Genomic DNA, 18,396 nt, shown 5'->3' on the forward strand with positions numbered 1-18,396 from the left:
GTTTGCGAGCGTGCGAGCAAACGGAATGGGTGCGCCCTGCACCCCTCCGTCAAATCAGCCCCTCATCGCCAAAACTGTAATATCCACCATTCGTTATAATCACATGGTCTATCATCCTAATATTGAATAATCCTGCCGCCTTTTTAAGTTGCTCCGTCAGCCTCTTGTCCTCATTGCTCGGTCGGCTGTTGCCACTCGGATGGTTGTGCACCGCTGCGAACTGCACCGCCCCCGTATCAATCAGCACGCGCATAATCAGCCTTATATCCGCTGAAGTCTGATCTATGCCGCCTACCGATATGCGTACTTTCTTGATAAGCCGTCCGGCTTGGTTTATCGACACTACCCAAAACTCCTCATTCGGCAAATCTCCTATCAACGGCTCCATCAGTTCGTATACGTCTTTGCTCATCCTTATTTGCCTGCGTTCCACCTGCTGCGACTGTTGCCTCTTGTATATCTCCACGGCTGCCACGGCTACCCTCCTGCGTCCAGGAGTCAAAGAGGAAAACAATTTTTCAAGGTCTATCACTTCGTTGCTGCGTTCGATGTCCGAAACAATCTGTCTGTTGTTGCTGATTTCGTAAATCAGTTCGCTGTCGCTCATGTAGCGGCAATCGTTATCAAAAAGAGTATTCATAATTGTATGGATTAAATTGTTATAAAAGAATTGTCTTGCCTAAGAAATAGCCTCCCAAAACCTCTGCCCCAAGCGTTTCAAGTGCACACGCAAACCGTGCATAACTATGCCCCTGCGTCAGTATATCATCGAATACAAGGCATTTCTTACCCTTGAAAAAACGCTTGTCAAACTTGATGACTTCCACCGTCTGCACCGTCTTGGCTGCTTTCGTCTCATGGATGGCAAGCCGTCCACCCTCAATGGCAATTGCTTTGTATGCATTCCTGCACCCCGTCAGCCGTGCCACCTCTTCGGCAAAAGCCTTGTATCTGATTTCGTTCTTCTCTCCGCTGCTGGCTGGTATGCAGACCAACGTCACGTTGCAAACCTCCGCACCGAACTGCTCGCGCATCTTCTTCGCTACAAGTTCCGCCACAGACGCACTGCGCTTCCCGACCTTAAAATCCCATATCATCCTGCGGATAGACCACTCCCGCTTGTTAGCCTCGTACTTGGTAGGCAAGTAATCAAAAAAGTTAAACATGAATTTAGACCATTGATTTTTCCATGCTTCGGGGATGTTTCTTTTTGCTGCCATAACTGTAAGTTTTTAATTTATTCTGGATTTCTGGAGTCGTCGGGTGGAGCCTTTTTTAATTTACTCCGTTTCCCGGAACGACTTTTTTTTATTCCGGCGTGTCTGTATGACGTGCGGTATGGTTGCCTTTTGATGCCGCAATAATTGAGGTGCCGAGGATGACATTCCGCAAGGTTCCGACTAAAACCGAAGGCTTGAATACTACCCGTAGGGCTGGAGATTTTTTAGCGGACAACGCCCGACCTTGCTTGTCAGACCGGTGCCCTACATTTGCGGACTCAAAAGACTACCATACCGCACGTCATACAGAGATGCAGGAAATGAAAAGGAGTTGCGGAAAAGAAACGGAGGCACGCCAAGCGGAACGCTTACCGCTCTGCCCTTCCTGATGGAAGGGCGTTTCATAAAAACAGACAGAAAGCACTGCTTTCTACCGCTAAGACGCGAAAAATCCCGTTATGCAAGTTTGACATAGGATATACCGCCACCGGCACCTAAACCAGACTTGTATAACGGGATTTTTCGCGCGCCCACCCCGTATCGGGGTGACTTCTTCTCCCAATGGGGCATTTTTGGGTACAGAAACACCCTAATCAAAAAACCACCTCCTTGAAAACCAAAAAGAAAACCCATCCCTGCAACTTCTGTTGTAGGGATGGGCCAGCTTGCTGCCCGAGCCGCGCCGTCGGCAAGTTGCGGTCGCAAGCGCCCTTTCAAATTCGGAAATATGACAAAACCTTTACAATTTGTACCCGATGCTCCCAATCCCACCCACTTCGGCCTCTCCCATAAACGAAAGGCCCTGCCATCCTCACGGACAACAGAGCCAAAGCAAACAGAAAAGAAATGTCACACCGAAGCGGCGCCGGACACATTGCGGCCCATCCTCCAGGTGCGGATAATCTCTTTGCGCAGGATGAAATACTTCAAGGCATCAGTCAGGTTGGTGGATTCTTTAGGCAATCTATGTGCAGGCAGCTTATCTCCGGTCTTCTGTTTGACTATCACACTGGAGCTGTCCGGCCGGGTAGCCACCTTGGTTTCTGTCACCTCCATTTCCGACTTGAGATTCGGGCAGTTGTGCTGGTCAATCAACAGTGTAAACAACGTGCGCTCCAAGTTACCGCTGAGCAAGTCCATGAAGAACCGGTATTCCAGATTGCTACCGATGTTGCCCTGCCCCAAGCTCATCAGCTGTACCTGCCATCCAGTACGCCTGCCCTCCGCATCCGTCTCGATGTTCTTCTTTATCTGTGTGGCCATATCCGCACCCACCCCCTTGTAGTTGTTCATGGAGCGGTCATAATAAAGCTTCAGTATCTTGCGCTTGTGCGGCTTGAAATAATAGAGGAACTTATCGGCCAGCTCACGCACGGAGTTAGGCGGCAATGTATAGAGTTCTTTGAGTACACGCATCACACGCCCACTACGTTGCCCGAACACCATGGAAAGCATATTGCCGGAATCCATGCCTGCCTCCAACGGTTTATTCTTATCCAGGTACCGGAGCACGCTACAGTCCTGCTCCCACCCGAACGGGTGCTGCTCTATCACTTCATTCAAGAACCCGTCCGCATAGAAGTGCTTCATCGAGAGGTTGCAATAGAACATCTGGCTTGCCTCCAGCTTGGGGATAATGGAAAGGATGTTGCAAAGAATACCTTCCAGTCCTTCAGCGAATTCATCGCTGAACCAGTCTTCACCCAGTACATCCACGTTGACATAGGAGGAAGAAATGAAAAAGAAAGATACGCCCCGGCGTGTCTTAATCCAGCGCTCCTCCCAGCGCTTCATGTTCTTGCCTGCAAGCACCATGGAACGTTCTGCTGTATCAAGCTTGGCCTGCAATGAACGGTCTTTCCGGAAAGCTTCTTTCAGTTCCTTGTACCGCTGCATAGCCGCCACATACTCTTTTTTCGTCTCGTTATAGACAAACCCGGCCTGCAACATGAGAAGGATTTTCCGCTTGTCATTCTGCTTGGCCAGCTTGAGAATCCAGTCGTATTCACCCAGGTGGTTCGGATTCGGCATGTCAGTAGTCAGTGTACGGCTGCGGTACCATACGCTATCACCATACTTGACCCGGAACCCACGCACGGCCTTCAGCAAGTTCGTGAACTTCTCTTCCGGGAAATACTTCACTTCATCACCAAACACCCCCACATAGGAACGACCGGCACCGATGGCCGGACGGTCCAAAGAGATAAAGGTGAAGTTGAAGCCGGTGTAGAACACCATCGTATTGCGCCAATCAGAACATATGTTGTACATGCGGTCGCGCCACTCTTTTGGCGGTTCCTGGTTCATAACATAATGGATGCCCTGCTCCCACCCCAGCTTCGACAACCCGTCCACCAGCGAGGGAACCACATTCTTGTGCAAATCAGAATATGTATCGGCCACCCATGCGAACGGTGCACCAGGGCAGTCCTGCGCCACCTCCTGCACCCGTTCAGCCAGCACCTGTACCGTTTTGGCCGATGCACGTCCTGCAATCCAATAGAGCGACCACGGCATCATCACGGCAATGAGCTGCGCCATCCAGTTGGAATAGCGCACCTCCACCTCATCCGAAATCTTTAGTTTTTTCTTCCTGGTCATCGAGCATCTCTTCTATATCAACATCAATTATATTGGCATCTCTCTTTAGACGAGTCTTCTCCCGTGCAGGAATATCCTGCATACCGTCAATCTGCGCCGCGAGCAGGTTGCGGTTGGCAGAAGGTAATCCCACCGCATTCGGGTCGAGGTCATAGACCTTGATCGGTTTCTCATCCATCTCCTTCGGCTTTATCGGGTCGGGCTTATCCAACTGCTTGATTCTTGCCGCTTGCACCGTGAGATTACCATACACCTCCATATCCTTGGCGCTGGTTGCATTCTGAAGTACCACCTGGGCCGCTTTCATCAGATTGTCATACATCATGTTGCGGTGTGCATCATTCTCGATGGCATCACAGAGATAGAACAGATTAATGGCCTCACTATACATCTGTCGGGCACGCATCCGTTCCACATTGAACGGTTCGTGCATCAGAAAAGCCACGGCATTATCCTTGCCATATTTACGGTTAATGCCTACCAGTGCATAGAGCACGTTGTAATAGTCCAGTTCCTCGTCCGTCAACTCCATGGTGCAGCCGGAGGCAAGGTAATCCTGCAAGGTCTCAAAGTAAGATTTATCGAACATCAGCCTATATCGTCATAAAATATCTTGTTAATGGAATTGCGGTACCCGGTCGCCTGACGGAACTTGTCGAACCGCTGTGCCTGGGTCACATTGTCACCGGTCTCCGCACTGGCGGCCATGGCCAGCCCCTCTTTGGCCCGTTGAAGCAGTTGCCCACGTTCATAATGGTACTTCAACGGTGAGCCTACCAAATTGAAGTACCAGAGGAAATCATTCTCCGGTACATGGTAATACATGGCAATCTGCCGCGGCTCATAGCCTATACCTGCCAACCGTTCAAACTCGTCCAGGTCAATACGGTCATACCACACCGGACTGTCACGCCACTTAACCAATTCGTCCGCTACGAAACTCATACACTTCTTTGTTTTTAAGGAATACGTATTGTTCTTCCATCGCATTCTCGCCATAATTGCCGGAGCCTTCGACCACAAAGAAACCTGCCGATGTGTTCAGGCAGGTAATCTTTTTGTGGCTCCATGCAAATGAAAGCTCTATCTCTCCATCCTGATGGAGCAGCATCAGCCTCTCGTATATCTTCGGCATACGAAACTTGATGGTCTCCGATATATGCAGATGAATACTGCCAATCATCCCTTTTTCACGCCAACGGAGCAACGCGTTGATGATACGCTCGTTGGTAGAATAGGTCGCTATATACAAGTGCCTCACCTGCCCGGCATTCTTAATCAGATAAACAATGAAAGTGAATGCCGTAAAGCTTTTCTTTGTTTCAATGAAAAACGCCTCATTCTCCCGTGGAAGCCGCCCACACAACTCTTTCAAACTGTTCAGCTTGAATGTCAACATGGTTTCAAACCGACGGGAGAAGAGGCGGGCATCAGACATTTCCCTACGCAATTCTTCAAGATTGAAGTAATAGCTCATTCCAATAATCTGTTAATGTCGGCCAGTTCCTTCTCATACCCTGCCAACCGTTCGCGACGGACAACATCCAGATGCGGCTTGTCACCCTTGGCCAACTCAGACTTGACCCGCCAGATATTGTTCTGGACCTGCTGCTGCCGTCGTACCAGTTCCTTGACCGGAAGATGAAGCAACTCGCTTCTGCGACGGAACTCCGCAAAAGCCGGATGCTTGCCCAAAAGTGTGTGATGCTCCTTGTAATAGTTCAGCTCCTGCCATATCATACGGTTATCCATGTAGCTGTCAATCACCTGGCGGCTGACATCGGCACACTCCTGCAGGGAGGTACAATCCCTCAGCCTGGCATGTAACCGCACATAGGCATGGTATTTGCTGAACTTGCGGGAAGCGAGTGCCTCCAACTCCATCGGACAGTCGGGGGCATTGAGAAACGGAAACTCATCACGGAAAGACTCGGGTCCTTTCCGTGATGACGGTTCCGGCGATGCCCTTCAGCCTTCAAAGTCCGACGGTTCCGGAAACACCCCTTCCAAAAACTTTTCCAACCATGGTGAATACCCTGATACCGCATTGTTCATAAACATCTTGCGGGATAAGAGGTCGAGTACCTTCTTCTCATCCGGCTTTTGTGAAACCACCGGAAGCAACACCTGGTCTGTCGGCCAGTTGAGATATACGGGTTGTGTCGGATAAGGAAGAGAATTATAATAGACGGAAGTAAACAGATAGCCCCCCTCCTCCAGTTCAGGGAATCGCTCGAACATGGCGGCCAGACATCCCTTATCCAACATCATGGGTGTGTGCGTACCATAATTCAGACAAGGCAATTGACTCTTCTCCAGCAGCTCCTTCGTCCGCTTCATATTCTCGGCATAAAGCCCTTTGAATCTAAGCGGAACGAGCATTCCATTGACTTTGGGCAGCGCCACATGAGCCAGGTCGATAGGATTCATCACATAGATGTCATCGTTGGTCCAGATGAAACGTCCGGTCACTTCGGGCGATTCCATAGCCACTTTCAGCTTGGCCAGCGTATCAACCTGTGCATTGTCAGAGACGCGATTGTGCTCAATGAAGGTAATCTCTTCGCTGAACCAATCTTCACGGTCACCGATTACCACCACATTGATGCCGAAGCGTACATTCTTCTGCCAGGAACGCAGTGCAAAAAGCAGTTCCTTGCCTTGTGCAAACTCCTTGCAATAAGGAATAACCACTGTCACATGGTCTTGAACCGACCGCGCCGGCGCCGGTTCCTCCACCGCATCCACCGCCTTATCGACGGCCTGCACATCCTTTTGTTCCACACTCTCTTCTACCGGTTTCAGTTCTACGGCCACATCCTCGGTCTTAGCTGTTTTCTTTTTTGTTGCCATAATTTAAAGTTTTTAATACGATACAAAAATATCGTCTCCACATAGTTCGTAAAAGGACACAAAGAGAGGCGAATGCACTGCAAACGCCTCTCTCCAATAACCAACCTTTAAAACAGAAATGAATCAAACTCCTGAACCACCGGAAGAAGACGACGCTTCACCCAATCCCAAAACGGCATTGATTTCTTCGTTGTCCGTAGCCGGTACAAGGCTCTTGGCGATGTGACCGATAGTACCTCCGCGTAAGGAACTTGCCAAATTGATAGTATTCTTGTCACCCTCCTTGTTATCCAGGGAATCGGCCTTGGTCATCTTCAGCGGAGTGCACGGCGTACCGGCAATCTTCGCATCCTCACCAGAGCAACCGAACACGATTGCCCCCAGATTCTCATTGATATTGTTGTTCACGAATTCATCGTGTTCCAACTCTGTACCCGGATGTTCATAATCCACATGGTGGATGAACCCACGTGCATCATCCTCTCCCTCGCTGGAGTGGTAGATGTTGATGGTGGAGTCCGTAGCATACACCGCTATGGGCTTTTTACCTGGCATCATCTCAAATGCCGTCACCTTTACTCCCTTCTCATCACGCGTATAAGTCTTGACGTCTTCCCAGCGAAAAATCTCGATATAGGACTTCTTCCCTTTCGGACGTCCGGCATTCGATGACTTCTTGGGCACCGACACCATTGAATATGTTGTTTCTGACATATATGTACCTCCTATATTAATATAGTTAAACACCTGCACCGGAACTGGAAGAAGAACTGGACGATGCCTCAGAAGAGCTGTCTGTTTCTTCAGGCGGCAGATAAGCGAAGATAGCTTCTGCCAGCCAGAAACCGACAGCTTCCCACCATTCCGCGAATATCTTCACGTCGTAGTTCTCACCCTGCATCCAAACCTTGGCGCTCTGCGGGTCACGGCTGCGCAAATGCTTGAAGTTCTCCTTCGGCGTAATGAAGAAGGCTCCGGTACCGCGCATGCCCTCAAGCGGTGCGAACGTGAACCTGGAGAAATCCACCCTGATTTTCTCACCGTCCTCATTCTTGAGCCAGGGATATTTTTTACGGTATGCCTTGCTGTAACGTATCACCAGATCCGGATCAGCATGGATAAACATGGTCTTTTTCCGATACAGCGGCTTCACCTCACTCACTGCCTTGTCAATTTGGGCAAGTAAGGTCGCGTCTTCCAGCTTTTCACCGTCAAGCAGCCAGGTAATCTTATCATTATTAGCCTTCTTCAGCTTCTTGAGCTGGGTTACATAGCCATCCATCACATCGTTGGCATCCGTAGCGGCATCCCCATCTTTAACGGCACTGGTCTCCTTGAACTCACCGATCGCCAAAGCAACCTCACGCTCTTCGTCCAGTTTAGGAAAGATGAGCTGATACAAGATATACTTGACTACCGGCATATCTTCCGGCTTCAGATTCTCATCATACAGATAACCGAGGATATCCTCCATGATGTCCGACGGAGTGATGGGAACGTTTATCTTGCACTTGTAGTTCTTGATGGTCAACGGAGTGAACTTCGATTTGCCCTTAGGCGTCCACTTCGGTACGAACTGCTGAAGAACAGAATCAACGGCAGCCTGCTGCGCACGAACCTCTGTTTTGTCCGTCACCAGAGTTGACATGTACTTGGTGGACTCCGTGGTACCCATCAGCCCTTTGAGTATTTCCAACCTCTCGGAAGAAACATACTTACCGAACTCTTTCTGAAGCTCGGTAGTTTCAATGGTCGAATTACCACTATATGCCGCTCCCTTGAACGCGGCATCCAAATAACGGTTATGTGCCAGGCTCATGTCCGGCTTGAACTTGCTACCCATTTCGTTCTTGTCTCCTGCAACCTGCTGCCCCGCATCCGGTACAGGTTCTTTGGCCATCTTGGCAATCTGGGCATCCTTCGAGGCGATGTCCTTCTCCTGCGCTTTTATTTTGGCATCGAGGTCGGCCAAATCCTTGCGTGCCTTTGCCAGTTCCTGCGCATTTTTGTCACGTTCAGCCTCCAGCTGCGCTCTCACCTCATCGGTCACAGCACTTTCAGCATTTCTGCCGTCTTTCTCAAATTCGGCGAGGTCCTTCTTGAAGGCTTCGACGAATACGGTACCGTACTTGTTCTTCAGTTCCTCTTCCTGAGAGGAGAGCAGGATAGATTTGCCCCTCTCATCCTTGGCAAAGGCAGAGATGCCCAAGAACCCAAGCACTACACTCATCACTTTTGCAAACATAATTCTATGATTTAGAGTTGATATAATTGTTTATTGTCATTTCCGAATCAATCTCACGGCTACGTTGTACGGCATAGTCCTGGGTACCGATAGCATCTATCAGCCCCACTTCCAACGCCTCCCTATGATAGAACATCCGGCCACGAAGTAATCCTTCAGTCTCCAGCTTCAAGCAATTTCCCCGATTCTTCTTGACGTTCTCCTGGAAGTCGCGGGCCAACGGGTCCAGTTCCTCATCACGGATGGAAGCATAATCCCCCTTCTTGGCTGCCTCGAAAGGAGCGTTCTTGTAATCAGAGAGGTTGGAATAGATGGTATGCACCTTGATGCCTGCACTCTCATAATACTTGGCATAATCCGGAAAACTCATCATCACACCTATACTGCCGAACTCGGCAGACACCTCATTGGCCGCAATGATTTCGTTACAATAGGAAGCGGCATAATAAGCGGCAGAAGCGCAGAGGTCACAATGAGCCACCACTGCCTTGCCCTTGCCACGCGCATAAAGGATGGCATCGACCAGCGGTGCAATGGCATCCACTGCACCGCCACCGGAATCGATGTCACATAAAACAGAAGAAATATTCGAGGAATCAGCCGCCTCGCGGATGAGGTCGGCATACTCCATTGTACCATAGCTGCAATAGGTACCGTATTTAAGCAAGGTACCATGAACGGGAATAATAGCCGTACTGCCTTTGGGAGCGTCAGCATAACCACCGGAAAGCCTTGCCGTTCGGCCGCCCGCTGCCGCAATCATCAACGGAACTGGTTCTCTGTCGGCAAGTATCCTATTATCCTGATTGTCTATGCCATGCTCCAACAGTCTGTTTACAAGCAACAAGTTCGATTCCACCTCGCGGAAGGAGACGAACCATTTGCCTCGGCAGACTGCACTATATAAGTTTGAAAATGCCATTATCTTTTGTACCTTATTAATCCGATACAAAGGTACGATGGCACCAACTGCTTAAAAGGACTTCAATATTTTGGCCGGCTCAGGGCTGCTGCGCTTGAAAGAGAGGGTAAAGGCTGCCGGAGAACCAGATTCCTGAAGCGTCACCACTACCGGGAACTGGTCGGTTCCCACCACCCTTTCGGTACCATTGGTGAATTTCAAGCGGACCAGTCCCTCCCGGCAAAGCAAATCACGCAGCGAATTGGAAAATAAGGCTCCCGTATCAGTAACCACCGCTTTCAGCTCCTGCTCCGTCAATTCCCCGGCAACGTTCTTTTCCTTGAACTCCCCGGAAGAGACCGGAATCGGCGTCCATTCTCCTGAAACCTGAATCGTTTCCACACCCGGCATATTTTTGACCACCGAGGCCGCAACCGGAATAAATCCCATGGCACATATTTGGGCACGTTTGTCACCGATATTCATTTCTCACTTATATTTTAAGAGTTATTTATCTGAAAATCTGCTTTTTACTTAATAATTAATCTGCTAAAAAATGTCAAGGGAACAGCGACAATTGAATATCCCTATTCACCTCCTTGACCATCCGCTGCCTATTACGGTAGTCGAACTTCTTGACAGCATCGTAATTGATGGCATTGTTCTTGATATTGTATGCCATCAGGAACGCCCGGATAATCCGGTCCTGCTTATACCCCTTCTCATAGCCAGCAACAAAGTATTCCCGTACACGTATGCGGAAAGAGGCTTCGATATAGCTCTGGAGCATACGCTGTTTCCATTCCGGTATATAGATGAAGTTCTCCTGCAGAATAAAATGGTTCCACTCCTGAATAGGAAGATACAACGTTATCGGATGCTCCTTGATAGCCTGCTTGGGCGGTCTGTCCGTAACAGTGACCATGGCCTGAATGAACTTGCCAATATCATTGGCAGCAGTCACATTCACACCTTCATCAGTAGGCCTGCATCCGAATTCATGATATAGGTAATCGTGAAGGTAGGGTTGGAGTTCAATTATTACATTAGGTTTCATAGCTCAAGTCATTTATTAATAAGCAAATATAGTGAACTTTTTATCGAAACTGATTGGTTCCGTCAGAAAAATAGTTCCCCAATTTACAGGCACATTTTGCCTTCCACATCTTCTACAACTTCCACAAACCGTTTAACATCCTATATATCAACAATATAACTATTACAATATAGAAGAAAAAGTGTAGAAAAACCTTATACAAAGTGGCATTTTGTAGAAGAAAAGTAAAAAAGCAGCATTTTGTAGAAATTTGTAGAAGCTTGTAGAACATCTTTTTATAACATAAAACACTGATTTATAAAGATGTAGAAAGTGTAGAAAGTGTAGAAGCATTTTTTGCCCCAAAATAAAGCATCTTTTTTGTCTCAAAAAGGCAAGAAAAAAGCCCCTACCTTCACAGGCAAGAGCTTCCGCACAACTATGATAGACATTAAAATTTATATGGAGAAGTTTTGTCCTCCGGCGGTTTATTATCCCGCCCTTCTTCCTCTTCGTCAGGCATTCCCATATCAATGTTGAGATTGATATTATAGTTTGCCATCAGCTCCGTGTAATCGAAGCAGAGGGCCTGCTTGGTCACGCTGGTTTTCTTATAATATTTTTGTCCACCGGCCTCCAATTCTTTGGTTACTTCTACCCCCTTCAATATGTTCTTGAAACGGACGGAGTTTTGTACCCCCAGGTATTCTTTGGAGTTCTCCAAGTAGAAATTCAACGATTCAGTCGGTAAAGCGGTATCTCCCACCTGTTTGCTGAACTTCTTATACAGCATGAAGATGCGGTCTGTGCGCATACGCAGGATAGGGCGTGGCTGCTTAAAAGCGAGGTCCTTGACCTTGTTTGTCTTCAGCCCGGACAAATAATCAATGCGGAAATCCGACTCTAAGAATATTTCACCGTCCTGCTGCAAGTAACTGACCACATTCCAGAAGTTGGCCAGTTCGTTGTTGCTCTTGCATTCACAGTTCTGCCGGATGATGCCGCCCACACAGATGTTCAGCAGCTCCAGGTAAGTGAATGGCACGTCGAGCACCGCTTCAAGTGCGCGGAAGGCGGCCAACGGAATGACCCAGTTCCGCTGGATGCGGTCTTCTATGCTCTCGCCTTTCAAGCGTTCATTCAAATCCCCCATACACTGGCGATAGGAGGACGTGAAATCCGTCTCCATTTTTGACCGGTAGCGCAACAGCTGCAAAGTAAGGTGCGACAGTCCTAAGTCGCGTATTGACTTGCATTGGTCAAATGCCTGTTTCTCAGACGTGGAGAATTCCGTTTTGGTGAAGGTCAGGTAAATCAACCTGGAAAATAGGGCGATGTCAATTGTCGGCATTTCTTGACCGGATAGGATGACACCGCAATCCACGCTCGTAATCTCCCGCTTCTTGTCCCGGTCCATGTTCATGCGGCTTCGGCCAGTTCCGTCCCACAAGCCTTTGAGGAACTCCCGTTTGTCAAGGTCGATGGAATTCTTGTACTCGTCAATATGCACCAGCGCATTGGCGCATTGTGCCACCGCATCTCCCAAGGCTGCAATAGTCGCATTCTGGATGTTTGGCGGATTATTATTGATGATGAAGAACGACATCAGGCTGTGACCGAGTTCTGATTTGCCGCTACCTTTCGGGCCGAACAGATTCAAGATGGGGAAGCTCTTGGTTTGCCCCGATATGATGTCCCTGAAAAGGGAGGCGATTAAGAAACAGATGCCCACCTTGGCATTGTCACCGAATACTTGTATCAGCTGTTCGCTGTAGGATCTTATGCTGACATTGTTGTAGGTCGTATGCACAAACCTGCGCTCGAACTGGAACAGCTTCACGTCATCACGGTAAATGGTGCTACAACCGGGCAGGTAGAAGTTGCCGCCCTTCAGCCGAACAATGCCGTATTCGTCCGCCTCATGCCACTCCGTATCAAAGCACCCATTGCCGAAAGCAAAGAACCCCTGCCGTTGCCAGCCAAGCTGTGTCACCTCAAGTGCAGTCTCGGTCTGTTCGTAAAGGAACATCTTCAGCTTTGTGAGTTCTTTTTCAGTGGCCAGCCAGATATAATTGCCGAGGCCTTCTACCTTTTGCTTGAACTTGGACAATGACACCAAGTCTTCTTGTTTCATCTCTATGATTTCCTCTTGCTTGTTTTGATTCTTGATTCGGTAGAGACGTTTGGGCAGGAGGGAATCTTTGATGTGGAATAGAGGCAACATGGTGAAATTGCTCCATTGCACAGCTTTCCCACTGTCCCCAGCCAATGCAAAGTAAGCATTGTATTCTTCATAGAAGCCATATTTTTGATAAAGGTCACGGTCTATCTTTTTGCTCTCATTAATGACTTGCTTGGCTTTATCAAGCTTCTTGGCCCGTTTAATGGCCGTTTGCCACAACTTCTTGTCATCATAGAATGACTGGAGCTGTTTGAGGTACATGGACTCTTTGACTTCGTCCTTCACCATGACCACCATGGAGCAGATGGTGCTGACAGCATCGCTTCGCTCTTCGGTGGTATTGATGTCTTGGAATATATATGAGGCATACCATGGAATGAAATCTACCTCTTTCAGTTCTTGAAACTTCTGAATGCTCGTACAGTAGGTATCCGGATCATTCTTGCTCTGCGCTTCCCCAAGTGGTATCTCTTTGACCGATACACCAAACCCACACTTCATCGCCTGCAATCCGTTACGCATCACGTTGCGAATGCCGGCACCCAGTTTCTCACCTTTATCTGGGTTGGGCGGGTCCGCATCCGGAAGGAAGCAAACTTTAGTGGCGTACTTCTTCAGTTGCTCCATCTGGCTTTCAGTCCAATCGCCTCCAAGAGGGGCAACAGCGTTGTTGACACGAATACGCTGAAGCTGCATCGCATCGGGTGCCCCTTCCACCAAATAGAATTTATCTTCTTTGGCAGCCTGGCGTATGGCCGTATCAATTCCAAAAATTGAATCACGTTTATGGTAGATTTCATTTTCAGCCGAATTGATATACTTGGCCACCTTCTCACCGGACATGTCACGTGCGGTAAAGCCTATAATCCGTCGAAAACGGTCGCGTATGGGAATAACTATGCGGTTACGGTAACCATCGAAAGTCCTAATCTCCGTCCCCCTTTCTTTAGCCTTTTCCTTGTTGTCCGATAGCAGCCCCATCTCCTTCATCAAGTTTATGGAAAGACCGGCCGATTGCGCGAAGTTCAACAAATCATCCCATTTGTCGGGCGCAAACCCAATGCCCGTCTCTTCGGCATACTCCAGCCCCCAGCGCCCCTTGACATATTCGGCGGCAGCCCTGTTGGCCGGGTCCAGCAGATTCTGGCGGAAATGCTCCGCGCACCGCTGGTTGATTACGAACATCGACTCGCGCTTCATGCGTGCCTGTTCCTGCTCGGGAGTCAGCCTCTCTTCCTCGACGGTTATGCCGTATTTCTTGCCGAGGTGCCTGACGGCCTCCGGATAGCTCATCGTCTCGTGCTCCATCAAGAAACCGACGGCGTTGCCGCCCTTACCACATCCGAAACAGTGCCAGGTGCCGCGTGCCGGGCTCACGAAGAAACTGGGGGTCTTCTCCTTATGGAAAGGGCAGCACGCCTGGTAATTTACTCCTTTCTTCTTCAGATCGACGTAACCGGATATTACATCCACAATATCAGCACGGTCTAAGATTTGTTCTATGATTCTTTCGTCTATCATTGTATATTATATTCGGGTACTACCTTCTAAGAATGACAGTACCTTGTTCTTCGATATAATAGCTGCATATATCATACAAGTCAAACTCACACAAGCATGAATACACGCATTTCATGAAAAGGCCATAGTTCTCCGGACTGACCTTTTCAAGTACCCGGAAAGATTCACCGGGCAGCATCTCGTACAGCTCGATGAATACTTTGTCATAGTATTCCGTCAACCTCTCCATTCCTACCTGTTCTATATAAGACTGAATCCAGGATCGACTATCGTCCGGAAGATATTGAAGCAAGTCCATGTTTTAAACATTGAAGGGTACAAAAGAATTGTTTTATAGGAGAGTTATCAAGGACGTTATCTGCTCCTACAGTTCCCGCGTTTCCTTCAGGCTCCCAATGAACAAGTTCATCAGTCTCGCATATAGTCCGGAAGCCTCCTTCAGATTATCCGGATTCTTGCCGGTAAGATGTAGTGTTATCTTATCCTTGGAGTAGTCCTGGCATATAACCAAGTGCAGTTCCCGGTTCCAGTCATCAACTACCGAGACCTTCACTTCCTCCACCACACTCCCCAGTTCTGAGGCATCCAACCACAAATATGACTTTTCATCTGTCTTCAGATGGCAGTAGCGGTGTACCTTACCACCTTTATGAATCAATTCCACTTCGACGATTGTCGCTACCTGATTGGTACGCAGGATGCGCACCTTCTGACCTTTTTTCATTGATATTTCTTTTTTATTCATTACTGATTTGTTTTAAAACCGAAACCAATAGCCTGCAATCTCTTTAAGGCTTGTTTCTCATAATCCTTTTTAGCTTTTTCGCTGATTTTATTTTCCCAGCAATCCACACAAAAAGGTCCATCGGGAGCATTGTAGCAACCACCTTTTATCGGCTTCCCACATCTCTTGCATTGTAACTCATTATCCATTGGGTTCATATCTGTTTTGTTATTCGTTAAATGACTACCATCACATTCCTTTTTATAATAAATATTAGTATCCGTTATATAATATGTGATTGCTTTCCTTTCAGCATCTCTCAGCAAGTCTTTTTTTTAGATTTGATAGTAGGAGTTGGTGCACTCTGCGTAAACCATGACCTCCCGTACCCTTTTCAAATCATCCAAAAAAGATTGCGGATTATGCTTCTTTATCAACTTAGTTTTCATCTCCTTTTTTATATTTCATCTCAAATACTTTTTTTACAGTATCGCAGATAATGTCCACTATAGGTATTGCACAAACAAGCGCACAGCTAATCCCTCCCCAATCCATTGTTCTATATTCATATTTATTCGATTACATTACAAAACATACACAGCTATATGCTCCACTGTCAGGCATTCCCCCAAAGTCAACCCTGATACACAATTCTCCACAAATGACAAATGGCTTATCGCTTATCACTTTACCATAGACACCATAATGTTCGTGAAATACCTCAGAACCCGGTTTCATTGAGTCCAGTGCCTTTTTCATTTTCTCGGAGGTATAAACGGTTATCCATCTGTTTGCATAATTGTAATAAAGCAGTCCGACACCGAGAGAATCGCACATCTTCAATACGGTTTCTTCTACCTGCTGCCTGCTGAAGACAACGCTGGTCTGTAGCTTCTGCACCTTAACGTCCGGAAATTTCTTTTTGAATGTTGTTTTCGTTACCATAAATCTCCATTTTTTATTAGTTCATCTGATTCAAAAGTGCTATTAATGCAGTGCCGTGTTTCAGGGTCACAGCTTAATTCTTCATCAGCGCAATGGCTACACAAGGTGTGGGTTTCATCTATCCACCAACAATTGCCTACTCGTGGATTAAAGCAAGGATCGTCATCGGTACAACCACAAATACGGCAAACACCTTTGGTTAATTCATTCTCATTCATACTTTAAAAATAATGGTGTGATGTACATAGGGGTGGGAATTTTTGTTTGGTAGAATACCCCATCAGCTCCAGGTTAAAGATGTCCTCTTCGATTTCTTTCCACGCCGAATATACACCATACATACATTCACGCGCATAGAAAAGCGGCTTGTAGGGGTCGCATACACAGATTATCTGCACATGTGATTTTCTGTTGTATGATACCAGCTTCGTCTTGGAATCGTCGAATAAATCTCCAACGACATGTTGGCCAGGACGGATATTGTAACAGTAACTGTTGTCCTGATACACGTCAAGGGTCTCCCAAGGATATGTCGGGAAATCTGTCATTTTCATATCTCTCATATTACCGCATATTAGATAGCCACCAGATTGCAAAACCCACCACTCCAATATTTATCACCAGCACAATGGCATCGAAGAGAAAGAGGCATCGGTGAAAGTCGGATGCCCTCCGCATTGCCCAGACACATAGTATCAGGGCGGCCACCAATGCAATCAGAGATGTCCATAAAAAAACAATCACATTACTCATCACTGTCCTATTTTTGCAAATTCATCTACCTTATCTGCAAAGGCATAATAGCCCATCACCTTTTTATAGGATATGATACAAACAATACTGTCACTGTCATGCTCCACAAGAATAGTCCACTGCCCACCCTTGGCATTCTCATATACCTCGAGCCGAACCGGACGGCTGCGTGGGTATTTCTCATTCATAACCTTAATCTGGTGCTCGATGTCACACTTCAGTGCATCCAAAGAACATTCGTCAGCAATTAGATGTCGGTCAAACTGTTGCACGTATATCTGTAATGCCCTGCCCTTTTTGTTGACATTGGAATAAGTCTTGATGTTGTCTATAAAGTATCTCATAGTCATATCATTTACATTTTCCATTACTCATTCAATAGGCCAACAAGACCCTTTCCACATCCTCCGATTCTGTATTCTCAAAGAAGATGCAACCCATATCGCACTCAGCATACTCACTCACTTGCACCATCTTATCCCCGAATGACATCTCCAGAATATCAATAATCCGCCTATCTGCCTTCGGAAGGAAATTCAGCAAAAGTTTGACACCTTTTCTCTTGCCATCCCTATAGATATAGGCAATACGATGTTTATCAATGCTCACTTCTCCGGAGAGTTTGGAAACATCCGGGAACATACGTTTCGCAGCTCCTTCGCTGTAAATGACATTCGCGTAGTTCTTGCTAATCTTGCAGGATAACATGACGACACTATTAGGCAACAAACGGCGTATATCCACAACAGTAGCCGGTCCATTAATACGAAGCTGCAATTTAATCGCATCCGGAAACAATGCTTTCGCTTTCTCAATATTCAATTCCATATTCATTTTATTTTATAGGTTAATTATTTCATTTGGTTCTGATGCCAGTAAGAAACCATCTCAGCGACATTACGAACCCTGATTTTCGCTTTAATATTCTCCCGATGGCGGTTTACCGTACAAGGCGAGATATGCAGTTCTGCCGCAATATCATCCGTCTGGCAGTTGGAGGCTATGAGCCGGAACACCTCCATCTCGCGATCTGTCAATGTTGTATTAAGCTCCGGACGGCAAATCACGCCTTCATGTTCGCATTCACCCCGTAACGGGCATTTGACCTCCTCGAATACAAACAGACCATCTTTGTTGATGTCAAGGTTATATTGGTCATATTCGCCAAAGTTGCAGCGGATGAAACGGTGGACTACCCGAAATTCATAATGCCACCGGTTCATGGTGCTGGCAGAATAGAGCTGCATCAGTCGGGCATGTGCTTTTGGATATCGATCCCGGATAACAGAAAGCATATATTCAATGGTCGGCCTATCGGAATCCTTAAGTACAACCGCTGGTTGTCCAAACTCCTTCATCATCACATCCCCTTCGGGCGTGTTGTAGAACTCGATGTTGGATATTGCCTCCATACG

Annotated in this window: 24 protein-coding genes; all 24 read right to left on the bottom strand. The window is 47.4% G+C overall.

Translation table 11 applies throughout. The annotated features are described in order from the left end of the window. Positions 1 to 49: 49 nt before the first annotated feature. The 24 genes from HU824_RS01555 to HU824_RS01665 all read right to left on the bottom strand — a co-directional run bounded on the left by HU824_RS01555 (position 50) and on the right by HU824_RS01665 (position 18,393). Positions 50 to 640 (bottom strand): RadC family protein, encoded by a 591-nt coding sequence (locus HU824_RS01555; RefSeq protein ID WP_176467848.1) that lies wholly within the window; start codon positions 638 to 640, stop codon positions 50 to 52. A gap of 19 nt (positions 641 to 659) precedes the next feature. Continuing rightward, positions 660 to 1,220, bottom strand: a complete 561-nt coding sequence (locus HU824_RS01560; protein WP_176467849.1) for a phosphoribosyltransferase — start codon at positions 1,218 to 1,220, stop codon at positions 660 to 662. A gap of 849 nt (positions 1,221 to 2,069) precedes the next feature. Further along, complete coding sequence (locus tag HU824_RS01565; protein WP_176467850.1) at positions 2,070 to 3,821, bottom strand: hypothetical protein; 1,752 nt, start codon at positions 3,819 to 3,821, stop codon at positions 2,070 to 2,072. Continuing rightward, complete coding sequence (locus HU824_RS01570; protein ID WP_176467851.1) at positions 3,787 to 4,410, bottom strand: hypothetical protein; 624 nt, start codon at positions 4,408 to 4,410, stop codon at positions 3,787 to 3,789. Before HU824_RS01570 ends, HU824_RS01565 begins: the two co-directional genes overlap by 35 nt. Beyond that, positions 4,410 to 4,766 carry a hypothetical protein gene (locus tag HU824_RS01575; RefSeq protein ID WP_175332381.1) on the bottom strand — a complete coding sequence of 119 codons (357 nt, stop codon included), beginning with the start codon at positions 4,764 to 4,766 and terminating at the stop codon, positions 4,410 to 4,412. The genes HU824_RS01570 and HU824_RS01575 overlap by 1 nt, the downstream gene beginning before the upstream one ends. Beyond that, on the bottom strand, positions 4,738 to 5,298 hold the full coding sequence (locus HU824_RS01580) for a hypothetical protein (RefSeq protein ID WP_176467852.1): 561 nt from the start codon (positions 5,296 to 5,298) through the stop codon (positions 4,738 to 4,740). Before HU824_RS01580 ends, HU824_RS01575 begins: the two co-directional genes overlap by 29 nt. Continuing rightward, positions 5,295 to 5,705 (bottom strand): hypothetical protein, encoded by a 411-nt coding sequence (locus tag HU824_RS01585; protein WP_117720997.1) that lies wholly within the window; start codon positions 5,703 to 5,705, stop codon positions 5,295 to 5,297. The genes HU824_RS01580 and HU824_RS01585 overlap by 4 nt, the downstream gene beginning before the upstream one ends. 84 nt (positions 5,706 to 5,789) lie before the next feature. Next, positions 5,790 to 6,674: a hypothetical protein gene (locus tag HU824_RS01590; protein ID WP_176467853.1), complete on the bottom strand. Its 885-nt coding sequence runs from the start codon at positions 6,672 to 6,674 to the stop codon at positions 5,790 to 5,792. 123 nt (positions 6,675 to 6,797) lie between these two features. Beyond that, the gene (locus tag HU824_RS01595) at positions 6,798 to 7,388 is read right to left on the bottom strand and encodes a hypothetical protein (protein WP_176467854.1); all 591 of its coding nucleotides are present in this window, start codon (positions 7,386 to 7,388) and stop codon (positions 6,798 to 6,800) included. Positions 7,389 to 7,413: 25 nt separating this feature from the next. Beyond that, entirely contained in the window at positions 7,414 to 8,904 is a 1,491-nt protein-coding gene (locus HU824_RS01600; protein ID WP_255260435.1) for a hypothetical protein, read from the bottom strand. A gap of 19 nt (positions 8,905 to 8,923) precedes the next feature. Next, entirely contained in the window at positions 8,924 to 9,841 is a 918-nt protein-coding gene (locus tag HU824_RS01605; protein WP_016273239.1) for a S49 family peptidase, read from the bottom strand. Between the two features lie 51 nt (positions 9,842 to 9,892). Then, positions 9,893 to 10,306, bottom strand: coding sequence for a hypothetical protein (locus tag HU824_RS01610; RefSeq protein ID WP_016273238.1), 414 nt, complete (start codon positions 10,304 to 10,306; stop codon positions 9,893 to 9,895). A gap of 73 nt (positions 10,307 to 10,379) precedes the next feature. After that, positions 10,380 to 10,877, bottom strand: coding sequence for a transcriptional regulator (locus HU824_RS01615; protein WP_176467856.1), 498 nt, complete (start codon positions 10,875 to 10,877; stop codon positions 10,380 to 10,382). A gap of 430 nt (positions 10,878 to 11,307) precedes the next feature. Further along, positions 11,308 to 14,559 (bottom strand): DNA primase, encoded by a 3,252-nt coding sequence (gene dnaG / locus HU824_RS01620; protein ID WP_176467857.1) that lies wholly within the window; start codon positions 14,557 to 14,559, stop codon positions 11,308 to 11,310. A gap of 19 nt (positions 14,560 to 14,578) precedes the next feature. Beyond that, positions 14,579 to 14,857: a hypothetical protein gene (locus HU824_RS01625; RefSeq protein ID WP_176467858.1), complete on the bottom strand. Its 279-nt coding sequence runs from the start codon at positions 14,855 to 14,857 to the stop codon at positions 14,579 to 14,581. A 66-nt stretch (positions 14,858 to 14,923) separates the two neighbouring features. Next, the gene (locus HU824_RS01630; RefSeq protein WP_176467859.1) at positions 14,924 to 15,283 is read right to left on the bottom strand and encodes a hypothetical protein; all 360 of its coding nucleotides are present in this window, start codon (positions 15,281 to 15,283) and stop codon (positions 14,924 to 14,926) included. A 20-nt stretch (positions 15,284 to 15,303) separates the two neighbouring features. Further along, a complete protein-coding gene (locus tag HU824_RS01635) occupies positions 15,304 to 15,609 on the bottom strand; it encodes a hypothetical protein (RefSeq protein ID WP_176467860.1) in 306 nt (101 codons plus the stop codon). Between the two features lie 253 nt (positions 15,610 to 15,862). Further along, on the bottom strand, positions 15,863 to 16,228 hold the full coding sequence (locus HU824_RS01640) for a hypothetical protein (RefSeq protein ID WP_176467861.1): 366 nt from the start codon (positions 16,226 to 16,228) through the stop codon (positions 15,863 to 15,865). Beyond that, entirely contained in the window at positions 16,222 to 16,446 is a 225-nt protein-coding gene (locus HU824_RS19480; RefSeq protein ID WP_217994154.1) for a hypothetical protein, read from the bottom strand. The genes HU824_RS01640 and HU824_RS19480 overlap by 7 nt, the downstream gene beginning before the upstream one ends. 3 nt (positions 16,447 to 16,449) lie before the next feature. Continuing rightward, positions 16,450 to 16,791 (bottom strand): hypothetical protein, encoded by a 342-nt coding sequence (locus HU824_RS01645; RefSeq protein ID WP_176467862.1) that lies wholly within the window; start codon positions 16,789 to 16,791, stop codon positions 16,450 to 16,452. Position 16,792: 1 nt separating this feature from the next. Beyond that, positions 16,793 to 16,981: a hypothetical protein gene (locus HU824_RS01650; protein WP_176467863.1), complete on the bottom strand. Its 189-nt coding sequence runs from the start codon at positions 16,979 to 16,981 to the stop codon at positions 16,793 to 16,795. Further along, positions 16,981 to 17,325, bottom strand: coding sequence for a hypothetical protein (locus HU824_RS01655; RefSeq protein WP_176467864.1), 345 nt, complete (start codon positions 17,323 to 17,325; stop codon positions 16,981 to 16,983). The genes HU824_RS01650 and HU824_RS01655 overlap by 1 nt, the downstream gene beginning before the upstream one ends. 31 nt (positions 17,326 to 17,356) lie before the next feature. Then, positions 17,357 to 17,809: a hypothetical protein gene (locus HU824_RS01660; RefSeq protein WP_176467865.1), complete on the bottom strand. Its 453-nt coding sequence runs from the start codon at positions 17,807 to 17,809 to the stop codon at positions 17,357 to 17,359. Positions 17,810 to 17,832: 23 nt separating this feature from the next. Further along, positions 17,833 to 18,393: a response regulator transcription factor gene (locus HU824_RS01665; RefSeq protein ID WP_176467866.1), complete on the bottom strand. Its 561-nt coding sequence runs from the start codon at positions 18,391 to 18,393 to the stop codon at positions 17,833 to 17,835. Positions 18,394 to 18,396 lie beyond the last annotated feature (3 nt).

This window comes from Bacteroides sp. L10-4 (assembly GCF_013373675.1).
GTDB classification, from domain to species: domain Bacteria; phylum Bacteroidota; class Bacteroidia; order Bacteroidales; family Bacteroidaceae; genus Bacteroides; species Bacteroides muris.